We start from the raw sequence: 15,777 nt of genomic DNA on the forward strand, positions 1-15,777 counted from the left end.
AATATCATATTATTATTTGTCTGAGCTCATTCACACTTTGCATCGATGCACACTAGATTTGGCGTTACTGCAGTTATTATTTCTTTATATTTTCCTATCCGGCTTTAACGCTATAAATGGCGTTGCTTGAGTAATTCTTCAATCAATTGATTCTGAAATAGTTGAGGTAACTCACTAAAGTTATCTAACCAACGCTTCATTTTTTTTCGGTATAATTGCCGCTGCCTGTGCCCGCCTCCTAGATATGAATAATCATGTAATTGTGAAATTTCTTGTGGCTCATAATTCATAAATAGCCACTCAATAGCTTGTCCTCCTCTTGTAGTACTTTTGTATTGGTGTAGATACCATCCACTCAGTACTTTCTTATACATATCGTTTGGGTAAGTAGAAATAAGAACATCTCCTTTTAACTGTAAAGCTATTTTTAATAAATGCTCATGCTCTTCATTGGAAAGCTCATAGTCATATCTTTTTGTGCTCTTTCTCGTTTCTAAAGGATAAGGAGGGTCAAGGAAATAAGTTGTTTTTAGTTTGTTGGTATTAACATCATTCATAAGAAAAGTAATTCCTGATTGATTGAGAACTTTATAACCTTCCAAACAATCTGATAATCTTCTACATACATCTGGATTGATATCTATCAGAATATTTTCTTGTGCCTTTTTCATCTTTCGGCTAATAGTAGCATTTCCAGCGAATACCTCAATAAAACGTTGATGAGGGCGAATAAAATTAATTATTGTCTGATAAGTACCGTTTGAGCCTTTCCCTCCAAAATATGTATTAAATGGTTTTTGCATTACAAGAAATTCATTTTAATATGAAGAATATCTACTTTCGCCTCTTTACAGGCATAGAAATACGCATGAATAAAGGTATTCCAGTCAAATTTCGGCTCGGTAAGGAATGAAACCCACCAGTCTGACTCGTTCAGGCGGTCTGCTGTAATCTCATATCCTAGCTCTGTATTTTCCATATCCCCACCAGAGAAAATTTTCCAGCTACCGAACCGTTTTAAAGGTTCAGGTGCTTTTACCATACAGACTTCTAAAAAGGTTTTGATAGTGAATTGTGTAATCTTCCTGTATGTTTTTAGTGAGCAAAGTCTTTATTTTCTGTTTACTTGAATAAGTTACACAAAAGTCATTCACCTTATATTCTCGCACCTGTTCGGTATGACTTTTCACAACATCTACACATTGTGTAGCAGTGTAGTTCTGTTCAATAGTTCGGTTATAGAACCTTTTTACTGCTTTAGGGTCACTATCCATTACTCTCACCTCCTCTAAAAGTTCATATTTTGGGTATTCTACTTCTTTTGACCTGAGTTTATCTGCGCATCCCCAAATTCTCCCACGAACTTTGCGGACGAGGAAAACAGGTTTGTATTCTTCTTTATAGGTAAAAGTGAAACCATCTTCCTGAGTAGTAGTGAGGAGGAATTTCTTTCCGCTTATTTCCTCAATTGTTTGATTAGCAGCAATGGGAGCGGTTTCTACATCTTTGGCGATGTACTTACACACATAAGAGGCCAAAGACTCAATATTATCGACCTTCTTAATATCAGTCGTGTTGGGATTACTCCATTCATCGTACATGCCATTAAAATACGCATCTTCCTGTATTTTTGCGGCAACTGAATAGAGGGTTTCTTCTGAAATATTTTTGTTAAGTCGTTGGGCTTCTTTCATCTCATTCATGAGATTTACATTAGCCCGTTTTGGCAATTTTTTAGTTTCGTTGAACCTATCAGCTATTTTTCTAAGCCTTTTTACCTCAAACTTTTGCTGCTTAGGGTTAACTACAAAACCATTTTCGTAGATAGCCTGCATCTTGTTTTTGTATCTGGTTACATAGCCCAGACGTTCAATATACTGATTCCATTTTCTACGCAATCTGTCCCAATATACGAACCTATCAATGATAAGATGAAAGTGTAAGTTTCCATTTTTTTGCGTTTCTGCACGCCAGAAGTAACATTCCACACCACAGCCTTTAGGGTTGCCTTTTCGGTCGGTTTCCTGAGAAGCATTAGTTAACCATTCTACAAAAGGCAGAAAACATCTGTCTTTTAAAGTCTGGTCCTTGTGCATTTGTTTAGACGGGAGGGTAAGCGTTACAAACGTAGGATATACCTGAGCACGGTTCATCTCTTTTGGCAAATACTTAAATTCTACGTTTTCGGCTATACTTGTAAGCCAATTATCTAAGCGTTTTTTTATTTCTCTTTTTGTGTTGGGTGACAGATAACCATTATAGATTCCGTTCCGGTCGCTTTCCTGAAGCAAATTCTTTAATGAATTTTCCGACTGTATATAATTCCCATTTTCATCGTAATTATCAGAAGTAGTAGCTTTACCAAATTTGCTACTAACTACAATCACATGAGGTTTGATAGTTGCAGTAGTTGTTATTTTTGCCAGAATACGTGTAGTATCAACATTATCTTCTTTAATTTCCCATTTTGGGAAATTATTTTTATTTTTCTTTACTGCTGCCTTTTTTGGCGTTACTCTACTGAAAATATCAATTTGGCTCATAATCGAAATTTTAATTAAGCTGCATACAACTCCACATTTAGCGTGATTGCCGGCATTGACACCATTTACGACGTTGTGGAGTCTCCGAGTTAGTGTAAAAGAGAAAAAAAGGTAAAACCGAGCGTTAGACAAGCCAAAGGCTTAATTTGTAGTTTCCTGCCCACTTGATGTTTCTTTTCATTCCGTAGGCTTCAAATTGTAACATTTCTTTAAAGTTAATTCCCAAATAATGAGGGCTGTTTACTACCATCACTAAAAACTTGTTCATAAGGTTCACTGCCTAAAGGCTCATTACCTCGCCACCCATTCGGAAATTGTTTTTTGGTAATTAATTCGTTAATACGCTCAACTTCTTCATTATTTAGAATATCAACCAAAGGCATACCTTGTATTTGTGCTATTTGATTAACCTCCAATTGAATGTCTAATATTTTAGCTAAAAACACTCGACGTGCTTTAATTGTCAAAGGCCCTAATCGGTTCTGATTCTTTGCTAAATTTCCTGATGCTAATTTTTTGCCTGCTTGCTGCCTCAATCTATAATTAGGTAAACGCATTTGGTTATATATAGGGCGGAGTCTTTTTAGTGGTGCCAGATAACTCCACTGAGGCATTTCAATAATTACATCCAAAGCTTTATCATTTGAAGCCAACGGGCAGCCTATGCACCCTGTTCTGGCATTTACCTCCTCTGCCTCATCACCTCCATACGCATCGGCCAATAATTTCGTTTGCCATGAACCATGCTCTTTTCGTGGAGCAAATATTTTTAACCAGTCCCATACAGTACAAACTCTCCAGTGTAGCAATGGTGCTAGCTTTGCACCTACTGTATCAGAAATGTCATTCTGAAACCATCCTTGTCCACATTCAGCACCATTCTTACCGCAACTCATAGCAATTCTGCCATCACGAATCGCGGATTCACCTTGTCTTACTCCTGTAAGAATTAAAAGTCTTTCACCAAGTTCTCGATATAGCTCATCAATAGCTTCTTGCATAGGTAGTAGCTTAATTTGTCTTGTACACCATCTAAGTGTTTGATTATTTGGAGGAGGTACGCCACGACCTAAAATGTATACTAAGAACCGCTTATCCATTTGAGCAGTAACTATTCGGACATCTATTCCCCTTTGTTTTAACTGCTCAATGATAGCAAACGCTGAATATTGTAAAGGTGTAAGCTCCATACGCGTATCAGCATAAAGAACGGTCAAAGTTTCGGGTTTGGGTATTTGCCCAGACTCTATAAGTGCAATTGTTAGAGTCAATAAAGTAGTAGAGTCCTTGCCTCCTGACCAAGCAATTACCCAATGCTTATACATTTTAGCATAAGCGTTAAAAGACTGAATAGTAAGTGCAATACATTCATCCAAATCTATTCTTTCAGAATCCCAAAAAGTTAATTGTGTTCTCATTTTTAAGACATTAAAAAAATTCTTCAATAAAATCAGCTATTTCGGCAAATGACTTTTGCTTTTCATCATTTAGTTCGATAATATCACCTAAATCACCGTGTTTAATTTCTGCGATAAGAGGTAATTCAGCCCATTCAATTAACTCTAATGGTACCGTATTCCAATTCTTAATCTCTCCTACTTCCTTTTCATAGAGATTCATTAATACACCTGTAGCACAATAGCATATTTTACTACCATCAATAGGTTTAAGCCTAAACAAATTAATAGTTTGTTCGTATTCGCCACTTCTAAGGGCATCAATCCAGAGTTGTTTTATTCTTGCGTTCATCGGGTTGTTTAGTTTTTAGGCTCATAAAGTGAGCATACTGGAAATTGTGAACTATGGTCTGTTGATGGTGATGAAGTGCATTTGCGTTTTGAGCATTTGGGATATTTATTAGCCAAAGTTTTAAAATAATGAAAGGCACAGCCACCACATTTTATATCTGGACTACCAGCACCATAATAAGTAATCATAGGGTTAATTCGTTGGCCTTTAACTCTCTGATTTTTCAGTAGTATTTGATTGCCGAAAAGGTCTGTATTGTTCATTCTTACAATTTTCGTTTTCGGGTAAATTCCAGTCATTTTCTTCAAAAGTTACCTGAAATACTACCGTTTTGTCTTTGAAACCACAGGTATGACAGATTGTGTAATTTCCGAAGGTTTGAAAATTACATAGACAGTTGCACATTGTTAATAAGGCTGTTTAACTGTTTCTTTCCATTCAGAAAACTTGTCTTTATGCACTCGGCTTATATGTGTCTTTAGGCCCACAAACCCTTTGAAAGATGTATTTTCCCCAATACAATAGGGGCATTTAAAATCAGTTAAAACTGTTTCTAAGCCCTTATAAGCAGGAAAAACCTTGTCAAAAAGAAATTCTAAAAAATGTGTTTTTGATTGATGGCATTTCACTTTTAACAGATTGGTAGCACTTATCAAATCTTCACTTTTCCGGCTTTTCAAAGCCTTGTGAACTTCGTCAATTACGGTTAGTTCAGTGTTTTGGGTCATGCTCATTTAATATTGGTAATTATACTGTTTTAGGATATTTGCTGCGATTTCTTTAGAATCTTGCGGAAAATCAACAGTGAGCATCCATGCAAGAAAGTCTAAATTTTCATGTGCAAGTTTGCCTTTATGCGACTTGCTGAAATTAATTATTATTTGTCCGTTATTGTCAGTAGAAAATTTGCCGGATAAGTCTAAAACAGGCTTACCATAGTTGCAGAATAGATGTAACTCATCAACGTCATGAGGAATGTCATCATACCTTTGTAATTGAGCCTCAAAAACATCAACCGTTGCCAATATATCTGCCTCTGCGTTATGTGCATTTTCTAATATTTTTCCAGTATAGAATTTTACGGCTGCCGATAAGGTACGTGGTTCTTTTATTTTGAAGATATTCCCAGCATCAATAAACCGTCTGTTTTTGTAGGGAAAGTTTATCCCACACCGAGCAAACTCATTGAATAGTACAGGAATATCAAAAGCATTAGAATTGAACCCTCCTAAATCACAACCATCGAAAAAAGCATACACTGCTTTAGACACTTGCTTAAAAGTTGGGCAGTCTTTTACGTCTTCATCCGTAATGCCATGTACTTCCGTTGATTTTTCAGGAATTGGAATCTGTGGGTTTAATCTTCTAGTTTTTACCTCCCTGCTCCAATCTGGATAGAGTTTGCACAGAGCTAACTCTATAATACGGTCATTGTCCTTATCTACTCCCGTGGTTTCACAATCGAAAAAAACTATTGGTCGGTGAAGTATCATATCTACGCGTTAGATTTATGTTTCGTAAATTCATTTTCAATTTTGGTGTTTATCTGATTCATTTCATTGGCAAGCAATGATAGAATTACAGATTTTGCATTAGAATCTATCGCTTTCATGTTTTCTGCGCCATTGAGAGAATCAACAATTGATTGTCTCCATAAATCAATATACCTCTGTGACTTTTCAAGTGCGTGAACAGCATTTGCTAAATCAAGTATTTCTGCATATTCTGCAGTCCCTTTCTTTAAAACTTTAACTTTGTTTTTCAAGATGAGCTTACACGTAGCTATGTTTAGATTAGGCAAAAAAATCATTTTTACACACTGTTTTGGATGAAGAATTATGTCGAAAGGAGAACTCATATATTTGTTAGTGTCATGCGATGCTTAAAAAGGCAAGTTTTCATCTGATTCATGCTTCTGGCATATAGTTATATAGTACCAGATGTAATATTCAATATCAGCGAAAAACCTCTTAAGGTCTGGGTGGTCTTCCATACAAAAAATGATTTAGTTCAAACCTTATAAATACAGGGTCAATAATTGTGAATAGTATCACGGTTATTGATATAGCAAGCAAAATTGGAAGTGTGAGGGCTAGTACGAGAAAGGCTTTCATACAGGTTCAACAGTTATGGCAACTTGATTTCCATCAACTTCACAATAAAATGTTTTTCCTGTTTTTGAACGTGCTTTTACTGTCAGGTCAAAGTCCATCCCCCACACTTCGTGTGCAGCATGCAGGAAGTATGTTCTAACATTTGCAATGGGGCATTTTGAATGATGCTGCCGAAACATTTGTGCAAAATTGTTTTGCTCACTTCCTAATTGTAGAGCTTTTGCTTGTGCGATTTGGAAGAATAGTTCTTTCTCTGCTGCGGTGGCTTTGTTATAACGCTGCCCAATTTCATTGAAAATTATTATTGGTAATCCTTCTGAATCACCATAACCGTTTAATTGTGGTCTTGATTTTATCATATTTTTTTAAGTTAGGTCACTTGGAAGGGTTAAAGAACGATCGCTTAGTATTGAGCTTATACCTGCGGCAATACCGTTTAGTATACTGTAATCTTCAAACTGTCCAGCTTGAAATATAACCGACTCTTTGGTTCCTATCAGAATAAAATCGTTGATTTGATGCTCAATAAGCACCTCACTAATTTTATTATGAATTTGCTTAACTTCACTTTCATGAATAAATGTTGACATAGTTTTAGATTTAAGAGATTAGAAAATTTGTTAAATGATTGTTAACGCTTGAAAAAAAACAGCCTAATTGATTGAGTTACTAAACTTTTTGCGTTATTTCGCTCATGTAAAGCGATTTGAAGCACAAATGTAAATATAAAAACATTTCAAAAGCAAGTAAAATGACAAGTATTTTGCAAAATACTTGTAATACTTTTTTTTAAACTAAAATCATGCAATCAATGGAAACAAAAATTCATCATGGGAAAGCAGTTATTGAAATAGCCAAAATGAAAGGTTTCAACAAATCTGACTTAGCAAATGCTGCTGAAATGTCAAGACAAGGACTTGAATATCATCTAAAACGCCCTTTTTGGAACCAGCAAACTTTAGAACAATTTGCAAAAATACTTAAAGTAGATGCAAGTGAAATAACAAACAAAATATCAAGCAATCAAGATGACTATAAATCTAAATACTTCCAGCTTCTTGAAACTACAAATCAACTTTGGCGAGTACTAAATGAGAATGGTATAAAAGTAGAATTATCAAATTTTAATTTGGGTGTGTTAATTCCAACTTATGACCATTTTTTTTTAACTAATTTCGGTCATAAAATAACCCACCCCTAAGAAATGCGAGCGCATTTCACGTTGTACAAATGTTATTTTGCGGTTTTGTCAGTTCCCGGCTGGGGGCTCGTAAGTTAAAAATCTTCCATCAAAATGGCTTGAAAAGCAAGAAATTATTCTTGCTTTTTTTGTTTTTACCCCTTTCCCAGTACTTCTGCAGTGGAAAAACATCAAAAGTGACCGAAAAATAATTATTCCATATTTGACCCCCCGCCAATTAAAAATTAGCCCCTTATTGCAACGTGTTAAAATAAATTTATTCACCATCAAAACACGTTTTAATCAATGAAAAAAAATGAGTGTACCTTCTGTTCGTTTTAGAGTAAGAAAAGAAAAAGGCAAAAGCCCTATTGTACAGTGCCATATCTCTATCTATGGCAAAATCTCTCCCAGATTCTCGACACAGATTCGAGCCACAAATAATCTCAAGTGGAATCAAAAAAAACAACAATTTGAACCGCTCAATGATTTAGCCATTTCCAATAATAATATCCTGTTGGAAATTAAGGCTATCGTCAATGATTGTTTCCTGATTCTTAAAAATGAGCATAAGCCCATTACTGCTGCCATCCTTAAAAAGAATTTCATCAAGGTCTGGAGAAAAGAAAAAACCTCTTACACCCTACACGAAGTTTTCGATAACTATCTGAAGAATGTTATCTCCCAGCAGAATCTGGAACCTAAAACGCTCAACAAGTATGACAATGCCAAAAAGAAATTAACCTTGTTTCTGAAAACATTTCATAAGGTTGATATAGAGATTGAAGAAGTTTCACTCCAGTTTGGACATAAGTTTTTTAAATTCATGACCACCTCTTTAGGGCTTAGTGACGGTACGGCCAAGCGTTACTTACAGTATATGAATGCTGCACTAGAATATGCCTTTCAGGAAGAACTCATCGATAAGAATCCACTTAATGGGATTAAAGTAAAAGTGAAGGCCAATCCTATCAACAAAACCATTATCCCTGAAGCACTACAATTGAAGATTTACAACCTCGATTCTCTGACTGAGACTGAAAAGCATATTTCTAAAATCACCACCTTTATGTTCTACACTGTATTTGACCACTGCGACTACTTTGAATTTGATGCCCTCAAACACGTCAAAGAGGTTGAGGGTGAAAAAGTAATTGAAAAAATCAGGTTTAAGCAACGTAAATCCGCTAACGCTCAGCTATGCAGTATCAGAATCAATAATATTCTACAAGAAATTCTGGATACCTACCCTACTCTACCTCGGTATCCTGCCAAAACTGTCCTTGAGGTGTACAGAAATCTTTGTAGCAGGGTGGGTTTTAAAGACTGGCAAAAAATAGGTTTAAAACAAATACGTAAGTCAGGGGCCACCTATTACCTCAACAATGATGTCCCTCTAAAAATAGTTTCTGAAAAAATTCTTGGTCATACAACTGTTATCATGACTGAGAAGCATTATGTCAAAGTCACTAGGGATACCACCCTAAGGCATACCAAACATTTATCTAACAGAAAATAAAATAATACACACTTTTAACACAACTTCATTATAAGTATTGTGATACGGACGCTGTTGATTAAAAAAAGAACAGGATTATAGCAATCTCAATCCACATTATTTGCTATCCTGAGTTTTACACTTACTCGCCTATACTGGACACAAAAAAACTTCGCACCACTGTGTTATGATGCGAAGCTGAAAAAGTCAATCCTATATTATGCTTCAGGTAGCAACTCAATATCGAGTTTCGCTTTCCCGACACTCAGCTCAAGCCTGTCCTTGATTATTTCCCCCATCCCTGCGATGTAATAATCTGACTTGGGTATAATAATCACTTCACATTCTACAACGCCATCGGTATTGATTAACTGACCTCTGTATTGTTTGCCCGAATGCTGTTCTGCTACTTTCCTGATAGCAAACCGTGCAGCTTGTTTGGCAATGTTCCTAGCCATTTCCTTGTTGAGACCTCCAAATAGCTGACTGATTTTCTTTAAATTATCAAAAACGCTCATGAGATTAGTTTTAAATGTGGCTGCTAATAGTTAGCTCTATCTATGGTCGATGAACTTTTAGTCCATCGCCTGCTCTTTCTCGTAGAGCTTCTGTGCCTTCTCAATGGCTTTCTTCAACGACTTCACACCCATCGGGTCAAGTGCTTTTCTTGCTTTCTCCAGAATCGCATTTTCTATCCGGCTATTGCGGCTAAAGACTTTCTTCAAAACCGATATGTCTGCCTCCAGTCTCTTTATCTGTACCTGAACCCTGCTCATGCCTAAACCCTTGTTGGTAGGTCTGAGTAGCTTTAATACCTTCTCCAGATTTTCTTCCTGTCCGGCTACTTTGCTAAACCAGTACTCGCGCTGCTCCTGTAAGGTCTCGAGCTTCTGCTTGTATTTATCCTGCTGCTTTGTGACTTTAGTTTTGGCTTTGGTAGTAGTAGCTTTGGGCTTTGTGGGGGCTGCTTTACTTGGGCTTGCAGCTTTAGTTTTCTTATTTTCCTGACGTTTCTGTGCCTGTTGGGTCGTTCTGGTCTTGCGCTTTGTCTTGGCTGTTTTCAACCTGCTTGCCTGCTTCTCATACTGCCCAACCTTCCCACTCGGCTTCTGTTGAATAGCCTCAGGAAAAGCCGTTTTAACTATCTCCATCAAGTCCTCAAAGTTCTGCGCCTCCAACTCCACATGGGCTGTAAACCCGTTAGTGTTTTCGTAAATCCCTGTGAACTCCTGTGAAATGTCGTCCGGTAAAGCCGCAAGGTTAATCGACTCGTATTGTTTTAAGTAATTTTTCATCTGTTTATGGTTTTGTTTATCTGTTTATCTGTTTATCTGCTTGTCTGATTTTGGTATTTGTATTTCATCTTTATGATTCTGATTCGCCTGGCCCGTGCTTCCGCCTCCAGCTTGCTGGCATCCGTAGCACTGGGCCGGACTTCGATGCGCTTCACTTCATCATCCACCTTTCTGATGCTAAACTCCGATTCGATGTATTGGAAATCTTGTTGAGACACCTCCGCACTCACTTTCAGCTTCCTGCCCAACACCTCACACAAGGAAGACAGCTTGTCTGGTGTACACACGGCCACCATCAGGTTGGAGACCTTCTGAAAGTCATGCCCCTGCACATATTCCAGTACCTCTGCATCCAGGTAAATCCCTCCCCCTAGCTGACGACTGGCTGGCACCATAAACCGATACCCACCTCCAGTGACCATAATCACCAGTTTGTGTGAACACACCAACTGACCTTTTGTTGACAACCGCCTGATAAGCGGCACACACTTGTCCAGTGGCACTATAATCCGCTGCTGGCTCTCTTTGTCAAAACCCTTCGGGCTGTATGATTCCGGTAGCAAAGCCCCCTTCCTGATTTTCCCATCCAGTGTACTGAACTGTATCAGCTTCGCCCGTGGTAAAGCCAGCTGTCCAAAGAACTGAAGTAGGTTGCCCGTGGCTATGTAACGCGTGTTGCGGTCTTTGGTGCTTTCTGCAATCGCTCCCTTCCACCCTTGCAGGGTCTGCTCGAATGTGGGGGAAGTACCCGGACTCTGACCCTTGATGGAATACAGTAACACCTGATTCTTGGGGCCTAAATCAATCGTTAGCTGACGCTTCGAACTCGCCAGTGCCAACTGAATGCTCAGGTTGGATGGCGCAAACGGGTTCCGCTTGTTGCCTCCCACCTTTATCCCCAACACTACCCCATACGTCTTCCAGCCGGAGGCATTCTCCACATCCCCTGGTACATAGATTTGGCGCGACGGATAAAAGTACTGGATAAGCTCGTAGAGGTATCGGTACTCGTTGTTGTACTTCACTTTGATAGCCTGTATTTTGGCGGCTAGGGCTTCCCTGAGTTCGGCCTCCCGCTGGCGTAGGTATGCCTGCTGCTCCTGTGGGCTTTGGCGTTTCTGGTAGTCTTTCTCCTGTGCAATGACTCCGATGAGCTGCTCATATTTCTGCTGCTCTTGCCCTTCTAACTCCGCTACCCGTTTGAGAATCGTCGTTTTTGCCCGCTGAATCAGGTCCGTGCTGTAATCCAGTGGTGTTTTGCCGTCCAATTCCTTTTCCACCTTCTTCTCTACTTCGCTGGCTGTCAAGGGCTTCTTCAATACGGCTACTTCACATTGCTCCAGATAGGTGTGGTCGCTGAAGGGTGAGCCGCCCCCTGCACTGTTAGCCACCAGAATCGTCTGTTGCTGGGTCTCGGCTTTCAGGTCCTGCACTTCTACCTCAAGGTCGTATTCATCCTGTTCAAGCAGTAGCTCCAGGTAATGGTGGTATCGCCGCAGGATTTCTTCGTAGAACTCCTCCTGTTCTCGGGTAGATAGTACCGCCACCCGTCCTGAAACCCGATGGGCCAGGTCTTCTGGTGCAGCACTGGTCTTGCCACTATCACTCTTGGAGGCGGACAAGTTCAAAGGGTCGCCTATGGCTTCGTTGAACTCGGGGTTTTCCCTGAGGTATTCCAGTACCACCACATCGCCATACTTGTTCAGGAAATCGTCTGACTTAAGTAATGCTTCGCTGTTTTTCTGATTGGAGGATGTATTGGCATCCAGTGATTTGAGTTTCTTCTGCAACATCATCATCAGCCGCTTTTCGGCGGGTACGGCACAGCTCACATAGTCATAAATGGGTTTGATGAGTTGACCTGTCCGGTTGATTCTGCCTCGCTTCTGTACTTCGGTGTTGATGTCCAGCTCTGCCTGTAAGACAATCATGACCCGTTGTCTGACCTGACTGGCGGGTACTTTGCGGGTGGCAACGGCATGGGCGGAGGCTCCGGTAGAACCTGCCTGATTAATCATCAGCACATCTACTTCGTTGTCGTTGAAACGCCTGAAGGCATCGTTGGTGTTTTCCCGTTTTCTTAACTGAACCGTTCCCACATAAGACTTCGGTTCCATTCTGCCTAAGCCTTTCCCTAAGCCAGTAGGTTTGATTTTCCGTTCTTCCAGTACCAATTTGTACTTCCGACCTGTGACTTCCGCTATGCTGTACCCCGCCTTTTCTATCTCCTGAATAATCAGGTCGATGGGGCTAATGACGATTCCCGTCGAAGAGGTATTGATTTTTCGGACGATGCCTCGGTAGCTCTCCTGTGCTTCTGACGAAAACTGGCTGATGTCGAACAACTCGTGCTGCTGACTGCCGTTAGCCGAATGAACCGTATACCTCAACACTCCCTCCAAACCCCTGATTAACACCGTCGCAAAGTCTGCATTGATTTTGTCGCCATCTCCGACGGGTGTTCCATCGTCATTCTGCAAACTCTCCAGAAAGCTCCCCATCGTGTTTGAAAACGCTATCACGGGCTTTTTGCCCTGCTTCAGCCGTGCTATCGCTCTGGCAGCAACCGACTTCGCCTTAACTGCCAGTAGCATCTGGTTGATGGCCTGAAACACTTTGGAGAAGTAGGGCGAATTGTCGACCCCCGCCTTGCTGGTTCCCTGCCGCTCTTTCACTTCCCCCTGCTCGGCTGCTACTATCCGGTTGAGGCTGCTAATTTCGGGCTTCACATACGTTTCCTGAAAGGCAATGATGTCACGCATGATGCCCGTCACTGCATCGGCTGTCTGTTTCTGTTCTGCCCCGAACTCTTCGGTGGTCAGGTAGTTTACTTCAATGCCTTCATAACTCCGTTCCCGTCTAATCATCTGACCCTGACCCACCAGTTGCGACGAAATGATTTCCTGCAAGGCTACCCCTCCTTTCTTAATTGCCTCAGTCAGGCCCTCATTACTCAGGTTGGTTTCGCTCATGGCGGTCTTCAGTGCATAAATAGGCATATTGTCGGGGCGTTTGGCAAACGTCGCTGACAGAAACGTGACCCCAAGTGAGGCACTGACAATGCCCTGAAGGTTCTTCCCAGTGTTGGATTCTCCGGCAGCATTATGGCTCTCATCCATCACCAGAATGTTTTTTTCAGCCATACTCCGTACAAAGTTCAGCTTCGCAGATGTGCCTACATATTGCCCTTTGGCGTTGTATTCTCCTTCACTTATCTGAGAATAGGTCAGCATCACGTAGTCAAAACCTGTGGGCAGGTGGGCTGATTTCAATACTCTGTCGAGGGCTGTCTTCTCCAGTGGCTCATAGACCACCACCCCGTTTTCGTCTTTGATTAAAGTTTTAGACTCCTTAGCATTGACAATGAAGGGGCGTAAATGCGCTGAGCCGATTGCCTTCAGGTCGCGGTACAAGTCTGAAAACAAGTTCGGCTTTTCGGTGATGAAGACAGGTTTCAGCCCCTGTTGAACCCCATACCTAATCATGGCGGCGGCTATCCGACCTTTGCCTATGCCTGTCTGGTCGCCAATGATAATCCCTTGCCGTTTGGCTTCAATATTATATATGGCTAAGGCGACGGCATCGATCTGTTCTGCCGACAAGGCATCGGATAAGGCTTTCATCGATGGATACTTCAGCCGTGCCTGTACGAAGTCATCGACGTTGCCAACGGCTTTTTTGAGCCGCTCTAATGACTGATGGATTTCATAGCTCATGCTGTCGGGGGTGTCGACCCCTAGTGATTTTGCGCGACTGGAGGGACGATATAAATCGCCCAGCCCTTTGTGGGCTTTGGGTGTAGGTAACCTACGGGTTGCTTTCATAAATATATTTGAGTGTTAAAATCCTGATTCTGCGGGCGCGAGCCTTGATGGTGTGGCTGATTTGATTGTTAGCTCCCTGACAACTGCGCATCACTCTTGTATAGAGTGCTTCAAAAGATTGTATTACCGCTGCTTGGGCATCACTCCTGAGCGGGGCAAACCCTTCCGGTTGTGCTTTGCGGCTACGTACCAGTAGCAAACGGATGTTGAATGAGGTTCCCATGCGGGCATACAAATCTCCACTGATAAGTATCACATCATCGATGTGGTAATGGTGGTAGAGGTAATTCAGGAAAATCCGGTTCTTCCCTGACTTGATTCTGCCCAATTCATCCCAATCAGTGTGACCTCCGATGATAATGGCGGCTCGCCCTTCGTCTTTCAACAATCCCAATGCCCGAATCGCCATCAAATGGTCAAGGTCTTTGATGAGGTAACCATTAAATTCCTGCCAATCCTTTTTGTCCAGGGCAGCGAAGGGGGGATTGGTCAGGACGGCATCGAAGCGGATGGCATAGGTGTTTGGGAAACTGCCTCCCGAAGCATCAGACTGGCTGATACCTTTAAACCCTTGTTGCCGCAGGTTCTCTAGCCGTAAATAGTCTAATTCGTTGACAAAAAAACGGGAGGGGTCTCCCGCAATGGTCAACAATCCATTGCCGGCACTTGGCTCCAGATACACCGCCCCAGGCGTAGGTTTATCCACGCCACAATACACCCCCATCAGGTAGGCAATGGGCGAAGGGGTGCTGTACTGCTGAAGTAATACCGAGGTGGAGGTGCGTAAGGATAAGTTCACCTGTGAGCCATAGAACGCTACGAGCTGCTGGTACTTCTGCAAAACGGTTTGATGTGGCTGGTGTGCTATGCCACGGGCAAGGTTCACGATGGCCAGTTCGGTCAGTTCCTTGACTTCTCGGGGGTCTGAAATGTCATACGTGGAGGCTAGTTTCTCAACCGCTCGCTTGTTGAGCTTTTCTCTGGCAGCTAGTTTTGCTTCCATCAGCTTCACAAACGCATCGTTGGCATTGCCGCTCCCGCTCATGCCTGTGGGCATGACGGTAAAGTCCATTTTTTTGACAAAGGCTTCTTCGCTGTTATAGACTTCACTGACGGGGTCAATGACATAGCCTGACACCTTTACATAGATGTGTTGCCAGCCTTGTCCGTAATCAACTATACGTAAGACGGGGTTGTAGCCCAACCGGATGAGGCAGGCAGCAATCAGAATGGCATAGTCTTCACAATCGATGCCTTTCTTGCGGTCGGTCCACGACTGGTAAGGGGAACGGATGAGTTCTTTTCCTGAGGGGTCGTAGGCATACGCAAGGTTTTTGCGGCAGAACGCATAGAGCTTTTTGCAAATAGCTGACAGGCTCGAAGCCTGTACCTGTGGCAACACGAAGCCAACCTCATTCACCCAATGGGGAATCAGTTCGGAGGCAATTTTACGTGCTGTTTCGGGGGTATCCCCAACTGGGATAAGAATCTTTTCGCCCTGAGGCTGAGTGTTTTTTTTCATCTTGAGTGCCTGTAAAGCACCCAAAAGTTTCGTGGAGTAAATTTAGGCTTTT

Annotated in this window: 17 protein-coding genes; 2 read left to right on the plus strand and 15 right to left on the minus strand. The window is 41.3% G+C overall.

What is annotated here, in order from left to right; all coding sequences use genetic code 11:
- Positions 1-110: 110 nt before the first annotated feature.
- The 11 genes from WAA15_RS23610 to WAA15_RS23660 form a co-directional block, all read right to left on the minus strand.
- Positions 111-803, minus strand: coding sequence for a hypothetical protein (locus tag WAA15_RS23610; RefSeq protein WP_337045320.1), 693 nt, complete (start codon positions 801-803; stop codon positions 111-113).
- Entirely contained in the window at positions 803-1,042 is a 240-nt protein-coding gene (locus WAA15_RS23615) for a hypothetical protein (RefSeq protein ID WP_337045321.1), read from the minus strand. Before WAA15_RS23615 ends, WAA15_RS23610 begins: the two co-directional genes overlap by 1 nt.
- Entirely contained in the window at positions 1,026-2,543 is a 1,518-nt protein-coding gene (locus WAA15_RS23620) for a hypothetical protein (protein WP_337045322.1), read from the minus strand. The genes WAA15_RS23615 and WAA15_RS23620 overlap by 17 nt, the downstream gene beginning before the upstream one ends.
- Before the next feature lie 215 nt (positions 2,544-2,758).
- Positions 2,759-3,961 (minus strand): phosphoadenosine phosphosulfate reductase domain-containing protein, encoded by a 1,203-nt coding sequence (locus tag WAA15_RS23625; protein ID WP_337045323.1) that lies wholly within the window; start codon positions 3,959-3,961, stop codon positions 2,759-2,761.
- A gap of 10 nt (positions 3,962-3,971) precedes the next feature.
- Positions 3,972-4,292: a hypothetical protein gene (locus tag WAA15_RS23630; protein ID WP_337045324.1), complete on the minus strand. Its 321-nt coding sequence runs from the start codon at positions 4,290-4,292 to the stop codon at positions 3,972-3,974.
- An 8-nt stretch (positions 4,293-4,300) separates the two neighbouring features.
- Positions 4,301-4,555: a hypothetical protein gene (locus WAA15_RS23635; protein WP_337045325.1), complete on the minus strand. Its 255-nt coding sequence runs from the start codon at positions 4,553-4,555 to the stop codon at positions 4,301-4,303.
- A 144-nt stretch (positions 4,556-4,699) separates the two neighbouring features.
- Entirely contained in the window at positions 4,700-5,020 is a 321-nt protein-coding gene (locus WAA15_RS23640) for a hypothetical protein (RefSeq protein WP_337045326.1), read from the minus strand.
- A gap of 6 nt (positions 5,021-5,026) precedes the next feature.
- On the minus strand, positions 5,027-5,785 hold the full coding sequence (locus WAA15_RS23645) for a 3'-5' exonuclease (protein ID WP_337045327.1): 759 nt from the start codon (positions 5,783-5,785) through the stop codon (positions 5,027-5,029).
- Positions 5,786-5,787: 2 nt separating this feature from the next.
- Positions 5,788-6,057, minus strand: a complete 270-nt coding sequence (locus WAA15_RS23650; protein WP_337045328.1) for a hypothetical protein — start codon at positions 6,055-6,057, stop codon at positions 5,788-5,790.
- 345 nt (positions 6,058-6,402) lie between these two features.
- Positions 6,403-6,765, minus strand: coding sequence for a hypothetical protein (locus tag WAA15_RS23655; RefSeq protein WP_337045329.1), 363 nt, complete (start codon positions 6,763-6,765; stop codon positions 6,403-6,405).
- Positions 6,766-6,771: 6 nt separating this feature from the next.
- A complete protein-coding gene (locus WAA15_RS23660) occupies positions 6,772-6,996 on the minus strand; it encodes a hypothetical protein (RefSeq protein ID WP_337045330.1) in 225 nt (74 codons plus the stop codon).
- Positions 6,997-7,217: 221 nt separating this feature from the next.
- Between WAA15_RS23660 and WAA15_RS23665 the strand changes: the two genes are divergently transcribed.
- Both WAA15_RS23665 and WAA15_RS23670 read left to right on the plus strand, forming a co-directional pair.
- Positions 7,218-7,607: a hypothetical protein gene (locus WAA15_RS23665; protein ID WP_337045331.1), complete on the plus strand. Its 390-nt coding sequence runs from the start codon at positions 7,218-7,220 to the stop codon at positions 7,605-7,607.
- 295 nt (positions 7,608-7,902) lie between these two features.
- Entirely contained in the window at positions 7,903-9,105 is a 1,203-nt protein-coding gene (locus WAA15_RS23670; protein WP_337045332.1) for a tyrosine-type recombinase/integrase, read from the plus strand.
- A 197-nt stretch (positions 9,106-9,302) separates the two neighbouring features.
- Here WAA15_RS23670 and WAA15_RS23675 read toward each other — a convergent pair whose 3' ends face one another.
- Genes WAA15_RS23675 through WAA15_RS23690 form a run of 4 tightly spaced genes read right to left on the minus strand, consistent with a single transcriptional unit; the run spans position 9,303 to position 15,725 of the window.
- The gene (locus WAA15_RS23675) at positions 9,303-9,602 is read right to left on the minus strand and encodes a hypothetical protein (RefSeq protein WP_337045333.1); all 300 of its coding nucleotides are present in this window, start codon (positions 9,600-9,602) and stop codon (positions 9,303-9,305) included.
- 57 nt (positions 9,603-9,659) lie between these two features.
- The gene (locus tag WAA15_RS23680) at positions 9,660-10,379 is read right to left on the minus strand and encodes a hypothetical protein (RefSeq protein ID WP_337045334.1); all 720 of its coding nucleotides are present in this window, start codon (positions 10,377-10,379) and stop codon (positions 9,660-9,662) included.
- A 32-nt stretch (positions 10,380-10,411) separates the two neighbouring features.
- Positions 10,412-14,203: a strawberry notch-like NTP hydrolase domain-containing protein gene (locus WAA15_RS23685; protein WP_337045335.1), complete on the minus strand. Its 3,792-nt coding sequence runs from the start codon at positions 14,201-14,203 to the stop codon at positions 10,412-10,414.
- Positions 14,187-15,725, minus strand: coding sequence for a hypothetical protein (locus tag WAA15_RS23690; protein ID WP_337045336.1), 1,539 nt, complete (start codon positions 15,723-15,725; stop codon positions 14,187-14,189). The genes WAA15_RS23685 and WAA15_RS23690 overlap by 17 nt, the downstream gene beginning before the upstream one ends.
- Positions 15,726-15,777: the final 52 nt, after the last annotated feature.

Origin of the sequence: Emticicia sp. 17c (genome assembly GCF_037153985.1) — a bacterium.
Lineage (GTDB): Bacteria > Bacteroidota > Bacteroidia > Cytophagales > Spirosomataceae > Emticicia.

Bases quoted from the DNA above. Each gene is read 5' to 3' on its own strand.
- WAA15_RS23610 (WP_337045320.1), bottom strand. From the start codon at position 803: ATGCAAAAACCATTTAATACATATTTTGGAGGGAAAGGCTCAAACGGT.
- WAA15_RS23615 (WP_337045321.1), bottom strand. From the start codon at position 1,042: ATGGTAAAAGCACCTGAACCTTTAAAACGGTTCGGTAGCTGGAAAATT.
- WAA15_RS23620 (WP_337045322.1), bottom strand. From the start codon at position 2,543: ATGAGCCAAATTGATATTTTCAGTAGAGTAACGCCAAAAAAGGCAGCA.
- WAA15_RS23625 (WP_337045323.1), bottom strand. From the start codon at position 3,961: ATGAGAACACAATTAACTTTTTGGGATTCTGAAAGAATAGATTTGGAT.
- WAA15_RS23630 (WP_337045324.1), bottom strand. From the start codon at position 4,292: ATGAACGCAAGAATAAAACAACTCTGGATTGATGCCCTTAGAAGTGGC.
- WAA15_RS23635 (WP_337045325.1), bottom strand. From the start codon at position 4,555: ATGAACAATACAGACCTTTTCGGCAATCAAATACTACTGAAAAATCAG.
- WAA15_RS23640 (WP_337045326.1), bottom strand. From the start codon at position 5,020: ATGACCCAAAACACTGAACTAACCGTAATTGACGAAGTTCACAAGGCT.
- WAA15_RS23645 (WP_337045327.1), bottom strand. From the start codon at position 5,785: ATGATACTTCACCGACCAATAGTTTTTTTCGATTGTGAAACCACGGGA.
- WAA15_RS23655 (WP_337045329.1), bottom strand. From the start codon at position 6,765: ATGATAAAATCAAGACCACAATTAAACGGTTATGGTGATTCAGAAGGA.
- WAA15_RS23660 (WP_337045330.1), bottom strand. From the start codon at position 6,996: ATGTCAACATTTATTCATGAAAGTGAAGTTAAGCAAATTCATAATAAA.
- WAA15_RS23665 (WP_337045331.1), top strand. From the start codon at position 7,218: ATGGAAACAAAAATTCATCATGGGAAAGCAGTTATTGAAATAGCCAAA.
- WAA15_RS23670 (WP_337045332.1), top strand. From the start codon at position 7,903: ATGAGTGTACCTTCTGTTCGTTTTAGAGTAAGAAAAGAAAAAGGCAAA.
- WAA15_RS23675 (WP_337045333.1), bottom strand. From the start codon at position 9,602: ATGAGCGTTTTTGATAATTTAAAGAAAATCAGTCAGCTATTTGGAGGT.
- WAA15_RS23680 (WP_337045334.1), bottom strand. From the start codon at position 10,379: ATGAAAAATTACTTAAAACAATACGAGTCGATTAACCTTGCGGCTTTA.
- WAA15_RS23685 (WP_337045335.1), bottom strand. From the start codon at position 14,203: ATGAAAGCAACCCGTAGGTTACCTACACCCAAAGCCCACAAAGGGCTG.
- WAA15_RS23690 (WP_337045336.1), bottom strand. From the start codon at position 15,725: ATGAAAAAAAACACTCAGCCTCAGGGCGAAAAGATTCTTATCCCAGTT.